At 65.5% G+C, this 16741-nt stretch carries 14 protein-coding genes; 5 read left to right on the top strand and 9 right to left on the bottom strand.

Annotated elements, in window-relative coordinates; translation table 11 throughout:
• The first annotated feature begins 82 nt into the window (after positions 1-82).
• The 4 genes from gap (at position 83) to secG (ending at position 3575) form a co-directional block, all read left to right on the top strand.
• Positions 83-1087: a type I glyceraldehyde-3-phosphate dehydrogenase gene (gap, locus tag AC5RVB_RS04125; protein WP_227901917.1), complete on the top strand. Its 1005-nt coding sequence runs from the start codon at positions 83-85 to the stop codon at positions 1085-1087.
• A gap of 22 nt (positions 1088-1109) precedes the next feature.
• Positions 1110-2336 carry a phosphoglycerate kinase gene (locus tag AC5RVB_RS04120; protein WP_227927819.1) on the top strand — a complete coding sequence of 409 codons (1227 nt, stop codon included), beginning with the start codon at positions 1110-1112 and terminating at the stop codon, positions 2334-2336.
• 110 nt (positions 2337-2446) lie between these two features.
• A complete protein-coding gene (gene tpiA, locus AC5RVB_RS04115) occupies positions 2447-3262 on the top strand; it encodes a triose-phosphate isomerase (RefSeq protein WP_227901915.1) in 816 nt (271 codons plus the stop codon).
• Positions 3263-3323: 61 nt separating this feature from the next.
• Positions 3324-3575 carry a preprotein translocase subunit SecG gene (gene secG, locus AC5RVB_RS04110; protein WP_227901914.1) on the top strand — a complete coding sequence of 84 codons (252 nt, stop codon included), beginning with the start codon at positions 3324-3326 and terminating at the stop codon, positions 3573-3575.
• Positions 3576-3641: 66 nt separating this feature from the next.
• Here secG and pgl read toward each other — a convergent pair whose 3' ends face one another.
• The 6 genes from pgl to tkt are packed head-to-tail and all read right to left on the bottom strand — an operon-like array spanning position 3642 to position 11912.
• Positions 3642-4475 (bottom strand): 6-phosphogluconolactonase, encoded by an 834-nt coding sequence (gene pgl / locus AC5RVB_RS04105; RefSeq protein WP_227901913.1) that lies wholly within the window; start codon positions 4473-4475, stop codon positions 3642-3644.
• On the bottom strand, positions 4472-5407 hold the full coding sequence (locus tag AC5RVB_RS04100; RefSeq protein ID WP_290245074.1) for a glucose-6-phosphate dehydrogenase assembly protein OpcA: 936 nt from the start codon (positions 5405-5407) through the stop codon (positions 4472-4474). The genes pgl and AC5RVB_RS04100 overlap by 4 nt, the downstream gene beginning before the upstream one ends.
• Positions 5404-6948 (bottom strand): glucose-6-phosphate dehydrogenase, encoded by a 1545-nt coding sequence (gene zwf / locus AC5RVB_RS04095; protein ID WP_290245073.1) that lies wholly within the window; start codon positions 6946-6948, stop codon positions 5404-5406. The genes AC5RVB_RS04100 and zwf overlap by 4 nt, the downstream gene beginning before the upstream one ends.
• Positions 6949-8577, bottom strand: coding sequence for a phosphoglucose isomerase-related protein (locus AC5RVB_RS04090; protein ID WP_494142038.1), 1629 nt, complete (start codon positions 8575-8577; stop codon positions 6949-6951).
• 6 nt (positions 8578-8583) lie between these two features.
• Entirely contained in the window at positions 8584-9699 is a 1116-nt protein-coding gene (gene tal, locus AC5RVB_RS04085; RefSeq protein ID WP_227901909.1) for a transaldolase, read from the bottom strand.
• Between the two features lie 23 nt (positions 9700-9722).
• Positions 9723-11912 carry a transketolase gene (gene tkt / locus AC5RVB_RS04080; protein WP_494142037.1) on the bottom strand — a complete coding sequence of 730 codons (2190 nt, stop codon included), beginning with the start codon at positions 11910-11912 and terminating at the stop codon, positions 9723-9725.
• A 563-nt stretch (positions 11913-12475) separates the two neighbouring features.
• Here tkt and AC5RVB_RS04075 point away from each other — a divergent pair.
• On the top strand, positions 12476-13372 hold the full coding sequence (locus tag AC5RVB_RS04075; RefSeq protein ID WP_227928078.1) for a heme o synthase: 897 nt from the start codon (positions 12476-12478) through the stop codon (positions 13370-13372).
• A gap of 609 nt (positions 13373-13981) precedes the next feature.
• Here AC5RVB_RS04075 and AC5RVB_RS04070 read toward each other — a convergent pair.
• The 3 genes from AC5RVB_RS04070 to AC5RVB_RS04060 are packed head-to-tail and all read right to left on the bottom strand — an operon-like array spanning position 13982 to position 16676.
• Positions 13982-14977: a COX15/CtaA family protein gene (locus tag AC5RVB_RS04070; protein ID WP_423724590.1), complete on the bottom strand. Its 996-nt coding sequence runs from the start codon at positions 14975-14977 to the stop codon at positions 13982-13984.
• Positions 14968-15711 (bottom strand): ABC transporter permease, encoded by a 744-nt coding sequence (locus AC5RVB_RS04065; protein ID WP_227927814.1) that lies wholly within the window; start codon positions 15709-15711, stop codon positions 14968-14970. Before AC5RVB_RS04065 ends, AC5RVB_RS04070 begins: the two co-directional genes overlap by 10 nt.
• Positions 15708-16676 carry an ABC transporter ATP-binding protein gene (locus AC5RVB_RS04060; protein ID WP_227901905.1) on the bottom strand — a complete coding sequence of 323 codons (969 nt, stop codon included), beginning with the start codon at positions 16674-16676 and terminating at the stop codon, positions 15708-15710. The genes AC5RVB_RS04065 and AC5RVB_RS04060 overlap by 4 nt, the downstream gene beginning before the upstream one ends.
• Positions 16677-16741: the final 65 nt, after the last annotated feature.

Raw genomic sequence — 16741 nt, 5'->3', positions numbered from 1 at the left:
GTTGTCAGGCCGCAGTCAGTCCGGTGGCTTCTTACCGAGGTCACTCAGTTCTCAATTGACCCCTTATCAAGGAGACAGAAAAGTGACTACTCGTGTTGGAATCAACGGATTCGGACGTATCGGCCGCAACTACTTCCGTGCCGCACTGGAGCAGAACGCGGACCTCGACATCGTCGCCGTCAATGACCTCACCAGCCCGGAAACCCTCGCCCACCTGCTGAAGTACGATTCCGTGACCGGCCGGCTGGGAGCCGACCTTGAAGTACGGGACGGCAACATTGTTGTTGGAGGCAAAACCATCAAGGTCCTGGCGGAACGCGACCCCGCAAACCTGCCCTGGTCGGATCTGGGCGTAGACATCGTTATTGAGTCCACCGGTTTCTTCACCAAGGCCGAAGACGCGAAGAAGCACCTGGATGCGGGCGCCAAGAAAGTGCTGATTTCCGCACCGGGCAAGGGCTCAGACATCACCATCGTGATGGGGGTCAATGATGCGGACTATGATCCCGCCACCCAGAACATTATTTCCAACGCCTCCTGTACCACCAACTGCCTCGGCCCGCTGGCCAAGGTGCTCCACGAAGCCTTCGGCATTGAACGCGGCCTGATGACCACCGTGCACGCCTACACCGCAGACCAGAACCTCCAGGACGGCCCGCACCGTGACCTGCGCCGGGCCCGTGCCGCCGCCCTGAACATTGTGCCCACCACCACCGGTGCTGCAAAGGCCATCGGGCAGGTGCTTCCCGAACTGGACGGCAAGCTGGACGGGTTCGCCCTCCGGGTTCCGGTTCCCACCGGCTCGGTGACGGACCTGACCGTGACAGTCGGCCGCGAAGCCACGGTTGAGGAGATCAACGATGTCTACAAGACGGCGGCCAACGGTCCGCTGGCGGGCATCCTGCGCTACACGGACGAGCCTATTGTCTCCTCCGACATCGTCACCGATCCGGCCTCCTGCATCTTCGATTCCGGGCTCACCCGGGTGATGGGCAACCAGGTGAAGGTTGTGGGCTGGTACGACAACGAGTGGGGCTACTCCTGCCGCCTGGTGGACCTGACGTCCCTCGTCGCCTCGAAACTTTAACCGACCGCACGCAAAGGTAGAAATGACTGTCAAAACTCTCTCCGACCTGATCAGTGACGGCGTCGAAGGCAGGTACGTCCTGGTCCGCTCGGACCTGAACGTGCCGCTGGCGGACGGCCGCGTCACCGATGACGGCCGTATCCGGGCTTCCATTCCCACGCTTCAGAAGCTCGTGGAACACGGCGCAAAAGTCATTGTCATGGCGCACCTCGGCCGCCCCAAGGGCACGCCCGACGAGAAGTATTCGCTGCGCCCCGCCGTCGAGCGGCTTGACGAACTTTCCCCGTTCGCGGTGGAGTTCGCCGAAGACGTGGTGGGGGACAGCGCACGGGAACTGGCAGGCTCCCTGGCCGCAGGGTCCGTGCTGGTGCTGCAGAACATCCGCTTCGACCCCCGGGAGACGTCCAAGGACGACGGCGAACGGCAGGCCCTGGCGCGGGACCTTGCGGCACTGACCGGAGATCGCGGCGCGTACGTGGATGATGCCTTCGGCGCCGTCCACCGCAAGCATGCCAGCGTCTACGACATCGCTGAGATCCTGCCCGCCTATGAAGGGGATCTGGTGCACACCGAGGTCCAGGTGCTCAAGCGCCTGACCGAAAACCCCGAAAAGCCCTATGTGGTGGTGTTGGGCGGATCGAAGGTTTCGGACAAACTCGCCGTCATTGAGAACCTGATGGACCGTGCCGACTACCTGCTGGTGGGCGGCGGCATGGTCTTCACCTTCCTGGCCGCCCAGGGCCACCAGGTGGGTGCCTCCCTGCTGGAGGCAGACCAGATCGAGAATGTTAAGGGATACCTGAGCCGTGCCAAGGAGGTCGGCTGCGAATTTGTCCTGCCGACCGACATCGTGGTGGCGGATAAGTTCGCCGCCGACGCCGATGTTGCCACCGTCCCTGCCGATGCCATGGAGTCCAGCCGTTTTGGTGCTTCGGGCATCGGCCTGGATATCGGGCCCGACTCCGCGGACGCGTTTGCCGAACACATCGGCAAGGGCCGGACCATTTTCTGGAACGGACCCATGGGTGTGTTCGAGTTCGAAGCCTTTGCCAACGGCACGCGTGCCGTTGCCCAGGCGCTCAAGGACTCCTCCGGCTTCAGCGTTGTCGGCGGCGGCGACTCCGCGGCGGCTGTCCGCAAGCTGGGCTTCTCCGAAGCGGACTTCGGGCACATTTCCACTGGCGGCGGCGCCAGCCTCGAATACCTGGAAGGCAAGGCCCTGCCGGGCCTCACCGTCCTGGATAAGTAGTTTTTCGGTGCGGGTCCGCCGCCGGGTAACCGGCGCGGGCCCGCACCTGCATGTCCCATCCCGCCCGGCCCGCACGGCCGGTGCACCGCGAGTTAGAAACCGGAGCAACCATGACAACCTCCACGAACGGGAAGTTCGACCGCACACCCCTGATCGCCGGCAACTGGAAGATGAACATGGACCACGTCCAGGGCATCACCCTGCTGCAGAAGCTGGCCTGGACGCTCAGCGACGCCCGCCACGACTTCGGACGGGTGGAGGTAGTGGTGTTCCCGCCGTTCACCGACCTCCGCAGCACCCAGACCCTGGTCCAGGGCGACAAGCTCAAGGTGGAGTACGGCGCTCAGGACCTGTCTCCGTTTGATTCCGGCGCGTACACCGGCGACGTTTCCGGTCAGTTCCTGTCCAAGCTCGGCTGCAGCTACGTCCTGGTGGGCCACAGCGAACGCCGCTCCGTCCATGGAGAAAGCGATGAGCTGCTGAACGAGAAGCTCAAGGCGGCCTACCGGCATAACCTCGTGCCCGTGCTCTGCGTCGGTGAGGGCCTTGAAGTCCGCCAGGCCGGGGACCACGTGCTTCACACCCTGGAGCAGGTCCGCAAGGATCTTTCGGGCCTCGACGCGGAGCAGGTGGCCAACCTCGTCATCGCCTACGAACCCGTATGGGCCATCGGCACCGGTGAAGTCGCAGGCCCGGAGGACGCTCAGGAAATGTGCGCTGCCATCCGCGCGGAAATCGCGGATCTGTACGACGACGCCACTGCAGCCAGGACGCGCCTGCTGTACGGCGGCTCGGTCAAGGCTGCCAATGCCGCCAGTATTCTGGGCGAGCGTGACGTAGACGGCGTGCTGGTGGGCGGCGCCAGTTTGGATGTAGGCGAGTTTGCTAATATTGTCAGGTTCGAACAACATCTGGTGACTGACTGAACTGCCGCTGAAGGGCGCCGCAGCGGCGTCCCCAATCCATGAGTCACCCGAAAGGCCGTAAGTGGAAATTCTGAAGATCATCCTGCTGGTGCTTCTTGCCATCACGAGCCTGCTGCTGACCCTGCTGATCCTGCTGCACAAGGGACGCGGCGGCGGCATGTCGGACATGTTCGGCGGCGGCATGACCAGCAGCCTCGGTTCCTCCGGCGTTGCGGAAAAGAACCTGAACCGTTTCACGGTGGGGCTTGCACTGGCCTGGGGCCTGGTCATCGTGGCCCTCGGCCTGATCCAGCGCTTCGCCGGCGAAGCCTAATAACAGACTCACCACAGGAAAGGCCCCCGGCGGTTTCGCCGGGGGCCTTTCCTGTGCTGTGGTGCCTTATTCCTCGTCGTCGTCCGTGCCGGCGTGCTCCTGCTCGGAATCGAGCAGGCGGCGGGAGAGCTGGGCTGCTGCCGCCTGGTCGATGAGCCAGCGGGTCTTGGTTCGCCCGCGGGCACCGGCTGCCGGCACCTGGATGGGTCCGGCGCCTGCCAGGGCCAGGCCCACGGCGCCGGCCTTATCGTCGCCGGCAACTCCCAGCCAGACCTCTTCAGCGGTATTGATCGTTTCCAGGGTCAGGGAGATACGTTCCGGCGGCGGCTTGGGCGCGTCCCGAACTGCCACGGTGGTTGCACCGACCGTCCGCACCCCCGGCATTTCCGGGAAGAGTGAGGCAATGTGCGCATCCGGACCGACACCGAGCAGCAGTACATCGAAGCGGGGCAGCCGCGGGTCAACCGGCTCGAAACCCTGAGCAAGCTCCTCGGCTGCGGCCGCTTCGGCCAGCTGCAGGGCATAATCCGCTGCCGCTTCTTCCACTGTCGCTACCTCGTTGGACGTGGCCACGGCATGAATGCGTTCGGCCGGAACCCCAAGGGGTGCCAGCATGGCCTGCCTGGCCTGAAGGGAGTTCAGCTCCGGATCGCCCTGCGGCAGGAACCGTTCATCGCCCCACCAGAAGTTGACGCGGGTCCAGTCCACCGCAGTCCGGGCAGGATTCGCAGTGACGGCCTCCAGCGCGGCGATCCCCACGCTTCCACCCGTGAGAACCACCGTGGCCTCGCCCCGGCGGCTTTGCACGTCAACGAGTTTGGTGATCAGACGGGCAGCAATGGCCGAGACCAGTGCCTGCGGGTCCGGGTGGATGCTGACGCCGTTGGGGGAGTGCCTCATGCGCTGGCCCCTTCCTGGGACAGGCACGCGGCCAGTCCCTCAGTGAGTACTTCTCCAAACACTTCGTCCGGGTCCAGCCGGCGCAGTTCCTCGGCGAGGCAGTCCCGCAGGGTACGCCGCGGAAGCGAAATCTGCTGTTCGGGCTGGCCGGGCTGGGTAAGGTGGGCCGTGACCTGGTCAGGGCGTGCCAGCACCACGTCTCCCTCCGGCCTGCGGAACTGCACCCGGTGGATTCCAGTGCCCGCTTCGCCTTCGATGATTTCCACCGGTACGGCCAGGGCCTTCTTCAGCCACGCGGCGAGCAGGAAAGTGCTGGCCGAATCCGAAGCACCTTCGACCACGGCGGATTGCACCGGCGACGATCCTGCGCCGTCAAGGACGGCTGCCAGCTGGACCCGCCAGTTGGTCAGCCGCGTCCAGCTCAGGTCCGTATCGCCCGCCGCATAGGTATCCGCCAGGTGCAGCAGCGCCTCCTTGGGGTTGGGCTCGGTCGCAGCGTCGGTAATCCGCCGGTGCGCTATGCACCCCAGCGGAGTCTCTGCCGGGTTCTCCGGAACGCCGTGCGGCCACCACACCACAATGGGCGCATCCGGCAGCAGCAGCGCCGAGACCAGGGACTCGCTTTCACCGGCAAGTTCCCCGTGCCCGGACAGGACAATAACCTCGGAGGCGCCGGCGTCTCCGCCGACCCTTATCTGCGCATCGAGCCGGGTGGGATCAGCGGAGCTGCCTTCGGCAAGCACGATAATCCGGCAGGGGTGTTCCCGGCTGGCTTCGTTGGCTGCAGCAATGGCCTCTTCGACGAAGTCGGGCTGCGTGTCCACCACCAGAGTCAGCACCCGGCCAAGAGTCACCACGCCGCCCTTTTCGCGCATGGCAACTATTTCCTTGGACACCTTGGACGTAGTGGTGTCCGGCAGGTCTACTATCACGGCCTTCTCCAGGTCCTTCCATCTTGGGCAAGCAGTTCGTTGGCGGAGTCGGGACCCCAGCTGCCCGGGGCATACGGCTCAGGCTGCTCATCGAGCGATGCCCAGTACTCCTCGAAGGGATCCACAATCTTCCAGGACAGCTCCACTTCCTGATGGCGGGGGAAGAGCGGCGGTTCGCCCAGCAGCACGTCCAGGATGAGCCGTTCGTAGGCTTCGGGACTGGATTCGGTGAAGGAATGGCCGTAGCCGAAGTCCATCGACACGTCGCGGACCTCCATCTGGGTCCCGGGCACCTTGGAGCCGAACCGGATGGTGGCGCCTTCGTCCGGCTGCACCCGGATCACAACCGCATTCTGGCCGAAATCGTCATCATTGTGCTCACGGAACAGCAGATTGGGGGAGCGTTTGAAGACCACGGCGATCTCCGTGACGCGGCGGCCGAGCCGCTTGCCGGCACGCAGGTAGAACGGGACACCGGCCCACCGGCGCGTGTTGATGTCCAGGCGGATGGCGGCGAAGGTTTCAGTCCTGGATTCGGGATTGAAGCCCTCCTCCTCCAGGAAACCGGTGACCTTTTCACCGCCCTGCCAGCCGCCGGTGTACTGGCCCCGTGCCGAGCTGCGGGAGAGGTCCTTGGGCAGCCGGACCGCAGCCAGGACCTTTTCCTTCTCAGCCCGCAGGTGGTCAGCGTCAAAGGAGATGGGCTCTTCCATGGCGGTGAGTGCCAGCAGCTGGAGCAGGTGGTTCTGGATGACGTCGCGGGCCGCACCCACGCCGTCGTAATAGCCGGCGCGCCCGCCGATGCCGATGTCCTCCGCCATGGTGATCTGCACGTGGTCCACGTGGTTGGCGTTCCAGATTGGTTCGAACAGCTGGTTGGCGAACCGCAGGGCCAGGATGTTCTGGACGGTTTCCTTGCCCAGGTAATGGTCGATGCGGAACACCGAGTCGGCCGGGAACACCGATTCCACCACGTTGTTCAGTTCGCGTGCGGACTTCAGGTCGTGGCCGAACGGCTTCTCGATCACCACCCGCCGCCACTTGCCCTGCGAGGTTTTCGCCAGCCCGTGTTCGGAGAGCTGTTGGCAGACCTGTTCGAAGGACTTGGGCGGGACGGAAAGGTAGAAGGCATGGTTGCCGCGCGTTCCGCGTTGGGCGTCGAGGTCTTCCAGTGTTGCCTTGAGCTGTCCGAAAGCCTCGTCGCTGTCGAAACCGCCTTCAACGAAACGGATACCTTCGGCCAGCTGCTTCCAGACGTTCTCGTTGAAGTCGGTGCGGGCGTGGGCCTGCACCGACTCCTTCACCTGCGCGGCGAACTCCTCGTGGCTCCAGGGCCGGCGGCCGAAACCGACCAGCGAAAAACTCGGCGGAAGCAGCCCGCGGTTGGCCAGGTCATAGACGGCAGGGATCAGTTTCTTCCGCGCCAGGTCTCCGGTCACCCCGAAGATTACCAGGGAGGACGGCCCGGCGATCCGGCTCAGCCGCCGGTCCCGCGGATCCCGGAGCGGGTTCCTCCTGCCGGTCTTCTCCTTTGCGGCCATTTACTTGTTACCGCCTTGAGCAGAGAGGGACCGCACGACGTTTTCGATTTCGCGGACGCCCTCCTCGCGGTTGAGCAGGTGCAGGCGCAGCACGGGGCGGCCCTGATCGGCCAGCACGGAGGCATCGCCGGCGGCCTGGGCGCTGATGAGCTCGCCGAAAGTGAAGGGCCGGTCGGGGATCGCGACGTCGGTGGCGGGACGGCCGGTGATCTGCAGGTAGACGCCTTCCGCCGGTCCGCCCTTATGGAACTGGCCGGTGGAGTGCAGGAACCGCGGTCCCCACCCGAAGGTCACCGGACGGCCGGTGGCAGCCGCGAGGTCGGCACGGATATCGGCCAGGCCAGCCTGCCGGTCGCGGTCCAGGTAGGCCTGGACACTCAGGTAGCCCTCCGGCCCCAGTTCGCCCAGCAGCGCCGTCAGTGCACCGCGCAGGGTGTTGGCCGTTCCCAGCAGGGACGCCGGGCCGCGAACCTCAACGGAACCGTCAATAAAGGCGGGTTCCGTGGGCTCCGGGGTCGCATCCAGCAGTCCGCGTGCCGCTTTTTTGGCGGCTTCCACGTCCGGCTGGTCAAACGGATTGATGTGCAGCAGGCGTCCGGCCACGGCCGTGGCAAACTCCCACAGCACCATTTGTGCGCCGAGGCTGCCCGCAACCAGCACCTGGTTTCCTTCCGGGAGTGCCTCGGAGTCCGCGGGGACAATGCGTACGGTCAGGATGTCGGCCGCGTCCGAGGTGATCTCCGGTGCGCCGGCCTCAACGACAACGGGCAGCACACCGGTCCCGAGCTTGCCCGTGGACTCGGCGATCAGCTGCTCGGCCCAGTCGGGGAAACCTGCCAGTCCGGAACCTTCGTCCACAATGACAATCTTGTTGCGCAGCGGCTCGGTACCGCCCAGCGCTGCGCCGAGCTCCAGGCCCATGTTGTCCGGAGCGTCATCGCGCAGGATCTCCACGGTCATTTCCGCGTCGTCCAGCAGGGTTTCGATGTCGGCCCCGGCCAGGCCGGAAGGCACCAGCCCGAAGGCGGTCAGCGCCGAGTAACGTCCGCCCACGTTCGGGTCGGCGTTGAAGACGGCACGGTAGCCGGCTTCCCGCGCGGCTGCATCCAGGGGTGATCCGGGATCGGTCACGACGACGATGCGGGACTTGGCGTCAATCCCGGCATCGGTAAAGGCCTGTTCGAAGACCCGGCGCTGGGAGTCCGTCTCTACGGTGGAGCCGGACTTGGAGGACACCACAATCACGGTTTCCGCCAGTCGCTCACCCAGGGCGGCTGCCACCACGTCCGGGTCGGTGGAATCCAGGACCGTCAGGTCCACTCCCGCTGTGCGGGTAATAACCTCCGGCGCCAGGGAGGAGCCGCCCATGCCGGCCAGGACCACGCGGGTCACCGACTCGGCGGCGAGCTCCTCCCGAAGCGCCGCAATCTGTCCCAGCAGCGGCCGGGAACTTTCCCCCGGGTTCAGCCAGCCCAGGCGGATCGACGCCTCAGCTTCGGCGTCAGGACCCCAGAGAGTGGGGTCCTGGGCTACCAGGCGCGACGCTACTTCGTCGCCCACGAGTTCGGGCACATGGGCATCTACTGCTGCACGTGCTGCTCCGGCTGCTTCAAAGGACAGTGTGGTCATTTTTTCCTACGCCTCTTTCGCGGTATCCAGTGCGGTCTGAACGGTTTCAAGCAGTTCGCCCCAGCTGACCACGAATTTATCGAGGCCTTCGGTTTCCAGCTGCTCCACGACGTCGTTGTAGGAGATGCCCAGCCCGTCCAGGCGGTCCAGGACGCCGTTGGACTCTTCGTACGTGCCGGCAATGGTGTTGCCGGTAACCTCGCCGTGGTCTGCGGTGGCTTCCAGGGTCTTCTCCGGCATGGTGTTCACCGTCTCCGGAGCCACGAGCCCCGTGACGTACAGGGTGTCCGGCAGGGCCGGGTCCTTGACGCCGGTGGACGCCCAGAGCGGGCGCTGCGCGTTGGCACCGGCTGCAGCCAGCACCTGCCAGCGTTCGGTCGCGAACTGTTCCTCGAAGACCTGGTAGGCCAGGCGGGCGTTGGCCAGGCCGGCCTTGCCCTTCAGGGCCGTGGCTTCGTCGGTGCCGATGCCGTCCAGGCGCTTGTCAATCTCGGCGTCCACGCGGGAGACGAAGAAGGAAGCCACGGAGTGGATGGTGGAAAGGTCGTGTCCGTTCTCCTTGGCCTGCTCAATGCCGACCATAAACGCGTTGATGACCTCGCGGTAGCGCTCCAGGGAGAAGATCAGGGTCACGTTGACGCTGATACCCGCAGCCAGCGTGGCGGAAATGGCCGGCAGCCCTTCCTTCGTGGCGGGGATCTTGATCAGCACGTTCGCGCGGCCGACCTTGTCGAAGAGTTCCTTCGCCTCGTTGATGGTGCCCTGGGTATCCCGGGACAGCCGCGGATCAACCTCAATGGAGACCCGTCCGTCAACGCCGTGGGTTGCCTCGTACACGGGAGCAAACACGTCGCAGGCCTGGATGACGTCATCGGTGGTGATTTCGAAGACGGACTTGTCGACGTCGGCACCGGAGCGGGAAAGCTGCTGCACCTGGGCGGCGTAGGACTCGCCGTTGGCCAGGGCCGCAGCGAAAATGCTCGGGTTGGTGGTCACGCCGACGACGTTCTTCTCGTCGATGAGCTTCTTCAGGGAGCCGGACACAATCCGTTCGCGGGAAAGATCGTCCAGCCAGATGGACACACCGGCTTGGGAAAGCGCGGCAGTGGGTGTGGAAGTCATGGTGGTGCTCCTTTGTGAAGGGGTTACTGCTGGTCGCCGGTCTCGGTGGACTGTGCCCCGGAAGCGGCACCGGGGGTGCCGTCGGGAGCAGAGCCGCTGCCGCCGGCGGCGGTCAGGGAATCGCGGGCAGCCTGTGCCACGGCGTCGGAGGTGATGCCGAACTCGCGGTACAGCGTCTTGTAGTCGGCCGAGGCGCCGAAGTGCTCCAGGGACACGCTGCGGCCGGCGTCGCCGATGATCTCGCGCCAGCCCATGGCAATGCCGGCCTCAACGGAAACCCGGGCACGGATGTCCTTGGGCAGTACGGATTCCCGGTAGGCCTCGTCCTGCTTGTTGAACCACTCGATGCTGGGCATGGACACAACGCGTGCCGCCACGCCCTCAGCTGCCAGGACCTCGCGGGCCTCCACCGCCAGCTGCACCTCGGAGCCGGTGCCGATCAGGATCACGTCCGGCGTCACGACGGCGCCGTCGCGGACGGCCTCAGCCAGTACGTACCCGCCGCGTGCCGCGCCTTCGGCCGATGCGAACGCCTCGGCTGTGGCGCCGCCCTCGCCGCGGGCGTAGGTGGGGATGTTCTGCCGGGTGAGGACAATGCCGGCCGGGTTCTCGGTGTTCTCCAAAATGGTCCGCCAGGCAACGGCTACCTCATTGGCGTCTCCGGGACGGACGACGTCGAGTCCCGGAATGGCGCGCAGGGAAGCCAGCTGCTCCACCGGCTGGTGGGTGGGTCCGTCTTCGCCGAGCCCGATGGAGTCATGGGTCCAGACGTAGATGGAGGGAACACCCATCAGGGCGCCGAGGCGGATGGCCGGACGCTGGTAGTCGCTGAAGATCAGGAACGTTCCGGAGAAGGCCCGGGTGTTGCTGTGCATCGTGATGCCGTTGACGATCGACGCGGCAGCGTGTTCCCGGATGCCGAAGTGCAGCACCCGCCCGTACGGGTTACCGGACCAGGCGTTGGTCTGCTTGCCGGCCGGGATGAAGGAGGGAGAGCCTTCGATGGTGGTGTTGTTGGATTCGGCGAGGTCCGCCGAGCCGCCCCAGAGTTCGGGCAGTGCCGGGCCGATGGCGGAAAGAACCTTGCCGGAGGCTGCACGGGTGGACATGTCCTTGCCGGCCTCGAAGACGGGAAGGCTGTCTTCCCAGCCCTCGGGAAGTTCACCCTTCTCCAGGCGGGACAGCAGGGCAGCACCCTCGGCGTTGGCATCCTGCCAGGCCTGGAATCCTTCGTTCCACTCTTCGTGGGCCTTCGCGCCCCGGCTGACCACCTGGCGTGCGTGCTCGAGGACCTCGGGGTCGACGTCGAAGCTCTTCTCCGGGTCGAAGCCCAGGGTTTCCTTCAGCGCGGCCACTTCGTCGGCACCCAGGGCAGAGCCGTGGATCTTGCCGGTGTTCTGCTTGTTCGGTGCAGGCCAGCCGATGATGGTGCGCAGGGAGATGATGGACGGCCGGTTCGTCTCGGCCTTGGCTGCCATCAGTGCGTTGTAGAGCTCATTGACGTCTTCGACGTATTCGCCGGTCCTGGTCCAGTCCACCCGCTGGGTGTGCCAGCCGTAGGCTTCGTAGCGCTTGAGCACGTCTTCGGTGAAGGCAATGTCGGTGTCGTCTTCGATGGAGATGTGGTTCTCGTCGTAAATCACCACGAGGTTGCCCAGTTCCTGGTGGCCGGCCAGCGAGGAGGCCTCAGCCGTGACGCCTTCCTGCAGGTCGCCGTCGGAGGCAATGACCCAGATGGTGTGGTCGAACGGGCTGGTGCCCTCGGCGGCGTCGGCATCGAGCAGGCCGCGCAGGCGGCGCTGGGCAAACGCAAACCCGACAGAGGACGCGAGGCCCTGGCCGAGGGGGCCGGTGGTGATCTCCACGCCGTCGGTGTGCCGGTACTCGGGGTGCCCCGGGGTCTTGGAGCCCCAGGTGCGCAGGGACTTCAGGTCCTCGAGTTCCAGGCCGTAGCCGGAGAGGAAGAGTTCAATGTAAAGGGTCAGTGAAGTGTGCCCGGGGGAGAGGACAAAGCGGTCGCGGCCAATCCAGTGGGGATCGCTCGGATCGTGGCGCATAACCTTCTGGAACAGGAGGTACGCGGCCGGGGCCAGGCTCATGGCCGTACCCGGGTGTCCGTTGCCGACCTTTTCCACGGCGTCGGCGGCCAGGACGCGGACGGTGTCCACTGCCTTGCGGTCCGTATCCGTCCAGGTCAGTTCTTGCTCTTCCATATGTGGCACGTTTACGGGCCCCTCTCTGTGCAGATAACCGGCACCGTACAGTGCCGGACATGCCCGGAAACCCCCGCGGACAGCGGGTGTTACCGGTGCCTTTACCACTACAACCAACGTTGGAAGGAAATCGATTCCCCACCGGGGGATTCGCTGCTTCCGTTATTCGCAGCTTCACGCTGCGGAAACCTTTTTCATACTGCGGGTCGCTTTCGCAGCCGCGATACCTTATTTGGCTGCAGGAAAGGTCCGCTCCAACCTTATCCTCTGCGGGTGCTTCCTGCCTGCCTTATTGCCGCACGATGACGGGCCCGCAACGCTGCGAACGCGGCAACGGAGCCGATTTGGGCGGCGTTGACTCCCGGCCCGGACACTGTGCGGGTAGCCTGCTGTCACCCGCAAATGCGGCGGCGCCGCGCGCGTATATACGCCCCGGCGGGCTGTACTTCGATTTCTACAGCCGATAGAGGCTATGATGAGGACGGACTTTTTCGTTCCAGATTGGATACAGTGATCGCTTCGTGACTACCCAGCATGCCGAATCCCCTGTCTACTCGGGGAAGATGACGGCGGGCCGCAAGGTCCGGGCATACGTGGCGCTCACCAAACCCCGCGTCATCGAGCTCCTGCTCGTAACCACCCTGCCCACCATGATCTTTGCCCAGCAGGGATTGCCCTCGCTTGGCCTGATCCTGGTCACGATGGTTGGCGGTGCGCTGGCGGCAGGAAGTGCCGGCGCCTTTAACTGCTACATCGACCGCGACATGGACAAGTTGATGAAGCGGACCAAAAACCGTCCGCTCGTCACCGGCGAGGTCTCCCCGCGGGAGGCAATGGTCTTCGCCTGGGTGCTGGGCATTGTTTCCATTGCCATGCTGTGGTTCGGGGCCAACCCCCTCACCGGGCTGCTTGGCCTCGGCGCCATCCTGCTGTACGTGGTCTTCTACACGCTGATCCTCAAACGGCGGACCACGCAGAACATTGTCTGGGGCGGTGCAGCCGGCTGCATGCCCGTCCTTATTGCCTGGGCCGCCGTGACTGGCAAGGTCGAATGGCCGGCCATCATCCTCTTTATGATCATCTTCCTCTGGACCCCGCCGCACTACTGGCCGCTGTCCATGAAGTACGGGGAGGACTACCGCAACGCCAGCGTTCCCATGCTCGGTGCCGTGGCCGGCGCCCAGCTGGTTTCGGTCCAGGTGGTGCTCTACGCGTACGCCACCGTGGCCTGCTCGCTGCTGCTGGTACCCGTGGGCGGCGCCGGCTGGGTCTACACCGGCGCAGCTGTACTTTCCGGTGTGTGGTTTATTGCCGAGTCCCACAAGCTGCACTCCCGGGCACAGCGTGAAGACCTCAGCGACAAGTCGGCCATGAAGGTCTTCCACCTGTCGATCAGTTACCTCACCATCCTTTTCCTCGCCCTGGCCGTGGACCCCTTTGTTGGCGGTGCACTGGTCTAGGAGCGGTTTCTGCGCGCTGTACGTGCGCAGCAGCAGACTGGCAGCGGCCGGGGCCTTCGGGCTCCGGCCGCTTTTGCATGTTCGGGCTTCGTGGTCCGGGCTGCTTCGTGCGGGGCTCGCCGCGCTTTTTCGGCTGCCGGCTGCCGGCTTCGGCTCAGGGCCAAATACCCGGACACTGGCATCAATACAGCAGCAGGCGCGGCCCGGACCAGATCCTGACAGCATCCGGTGCACTGCGGGTATCCCGAACGGATAATTGCGCAGGATCAGCTGCACGGGCTTCGGTGGCACTGGTTCGGGGCGGCCTGACGCTGAGGCTGAAGCCGGAGCCGGCACTGGTTCGGGGCGGCCTGACGCTGAGGCTGAAGCCGGAGCCGGCACTGGTTCGGGGCAGCCTGGGGCTGGGGCTGAAGCCGGAGCCGGCACCGGTTCGGCACACCCTAACGCCCGGGACGGGGATAAGGATAGGGACGGGCCCGTCCCAAGACCCCTAAACGCCCCGCCGCCCGCCAGATACCGCCGCCCACCAGACCCCGGCGCACCAAAAAAGGGCCGGCCTCCGCAGTCCAATGCGGGGGCCGGCCCTTTCAACGGGCAGTGCAGCGGCGGTTAGTCCACAGGCGCAGCAGCGGCCGCGGGGACGGTATCGCCACCGGGGACCTGCCTGGCGAAGCCGACGAACACAGCCTGCGCCGCAGCGGCCGTCAGCAGGCAGGCGCCGAGCATGTGCAGCGCCACCAGGGCGATGGGCAGATGCAGGAAGTGCTGGACGTACCCGATGACGGCCTGTGCCAGGACAACAACGGTCACCAGCACCACGGCATTGCGCAGCCGGGCATCGGTTACCCGGCGGAAGACCAGGTACAGGGCAACGGCCAGGGTGAAGACCAGCAGGTAGACGGGCACTACGTGGATGCGTGTCATCAGGTCCGGGTTCAGCCCGTTGCGGGCCGCTCCGTGGTCCCCGGCATGGGGGCCGGAGCCAGTCACAACCACGCCCAGCACCACGGTGATGGCCGCAAGCACGCCCACGGCGCCCAGCAGCGGGCGAAGAGTCCTCCCAGCGAGCGGAGCGTGGCGCACTGCCAGGTCTTCCGGCGAGAGCCAGGCCCGGTTCACAAGGACGACGGCGGCGACAATCAGCAGCATGGACACAATGAAGTGCAGGCCCACAACCCAGGGGTTCAGTCCCGTGAGGACGGTAATGCCGCCGATGACGGCCTGCGCCGGAATGCCTGCCAGCAGGCCGATGGACAGCCACCACAGGTCGCGGCGTTCGGCCCGCAGGCGCCACACGGAGAAAAGGGTGGCGAACGCAATGGCGGTCAGGACAAACGTGAGCAGGCGGTTGCCGAACTCAATGATTCCGTGGACGCCCATTTCCGGGGTGGTGACCAGCGAATCAGCGGTACACAGCGGCCACTCGGGGCAACCGAGTCCGGAAGCGGTCAGTCGGACGGCGCCACCGGTGACCACAATGACGATGTTGGCTACTAGGGAGGCGACTGCCAGTGAACGGATGAGCCGGCCCGTTGCAGGCTGTCGGCTGTTGGATTGCCGGGCCGGAACACCGGCCGAGGTCTGTGACACGGTAGCTAACTCCATTTGAACCAGCGGACAGCACCCAGGCCGCCCAGTATTGTCCACGCCAGAAGAATCAGCGTGGCGGAAATATTGAACTGCGAGTCGATCAGAGCCGAGCGCAGGGCATCCCCAAGCGCAGCCGAGGGAAGGACTTCCACAAACGGCTGCACGATGCCGGGCAGGTTGCCTACGGGGATGATGATACCGCCGGCCGCAGCCAGCAGGATCCAGAGCAGGTTGGTGATGGCCAGGGTGGCCTCGGGCCGGACAGTGCCTGCCACCAGCAGTCCCAGCGCGGTAAAGGCAATGGCGCCGAGCAGGAGCTGCAGTACCGCCGGCACCAGCCCACTGAGCTCCGGGCGCCAGCCGAAGAGCAGCGCCACTATGGAGACGAGCGCAACCTGGATCACCAGGACCGCGAGCACTGCGATCACCTTGCCGGCGATCAGCCCGGCCCTGCCAAGGGGAGTGGTGGACAGGTACCGCAGCACCCCGTAGCGGCGGTCGAAGCCGGTGGCGATGCCCTGGCCGGTGAACGCCGTGGACATGGCACAGAGCGCGAAAATCCCCGGGGTGGCCATATTGATCCGGCTGGTCCCGTAGCCGTCCAACAGGGGAGTGACCACCAGGGCAACCATGGCCAGCAGCGGCAGCACCACGGCAAGGATCAGCTGCTCCCCGTTGCGCAGCATCATGACTGCTTCGTAGCGGCCCTGATTCAGGATGCGCGCGGGCAGCGAAGCGGGAGCACTCAACGGATTGTCCTTCCGGAAAGGTCGAGGAAGACATCCTCCAGCGTGCGGGAGGCCATGTGGACCGAGGCCGGCAGAATCCCGCGCCGGGCCCACCATGCGGCCACGTCAGCGAGGTCCTGCGGGGTAAGCGCGCCGCGCAGGGCATAGTGCCCGGGGGCCGCTTCGGCCACGTCCAGGTGCTGCAGCGTCCCTGAAGCCAAACCGGTGAGGTCCAGGCCCGGATCGGCGTCGAACGTCAGCAGCCGCTGTTCGGCCTGGTGCCCGGTGGCGGAGGTCAGTTCGGCGACTGTGCCGGAGGCGACGGTTTTCCCGGCGTCAATGATGTACACGTAGTCCGCAAGCTTCTGCGCGTCATCCATCAGGTGCGTAGTGAGAATGATGCCCAGTCCCTCCGCACGCAGTTCGGCGATCAGGTCAAAGACAATCTGCCGCGACTGCGGGTCCAGCCCGGCACTGGGTTCATCCAGGAACAGCACTTCCGGCCGGCCAATCAGCGCGGCGGCCATGGCCAGGCGCTGTTTCTGCCCGCCCGAGAGGCGGCGGATCCCGGTATTGGCGAAGCTGCGGATGCCCAGGCGTTCCACCAGCTCGGACACCGGCCGGGGCGCCTCGTACATACGGGCCACATGCTCCAGCAGGGCCACGGGTCGGGCTGACGGCGGCAGCCCGCCGTCCTGCAGCATCACGCCGACACGGCTGCGGAGCCTGGCGTCAGCGCGGTACGGGTCCTGCCCCAGCAGCCGCACTTCACCGCCGTTAATGGATTGCAGGCCCTGGGCGCATTCAAGCGTGGTGGTCTTGCCGGCGCCGTTGGCACCGAGCAGGGCGGTGACCTGACCGCGGCGGGCTGTGAAGTCTACGCCGGCGAGTACGCGGATCATTTTGCCGTCGAGACCAGCAACCGGGCCACAGTCCTTGATCAGACCTTTAATGGTCAGGCAGGGTTCATCGATAGGCACCTGCATATTCTACGTTAGGTAGTAGTGGTTCCGGCACGGGAAGGCAGGCAATGGGAAGCCTTGCCTTAGTG

This window comes from Arthrobacter sp. Y3225209 (assembly GCF_059090685.1).
The sequence above is the reverse complement of the archived record's forward strand: the minus strand, read 5'-3'. Positions and strand labels throughout refer to the sequence as shown.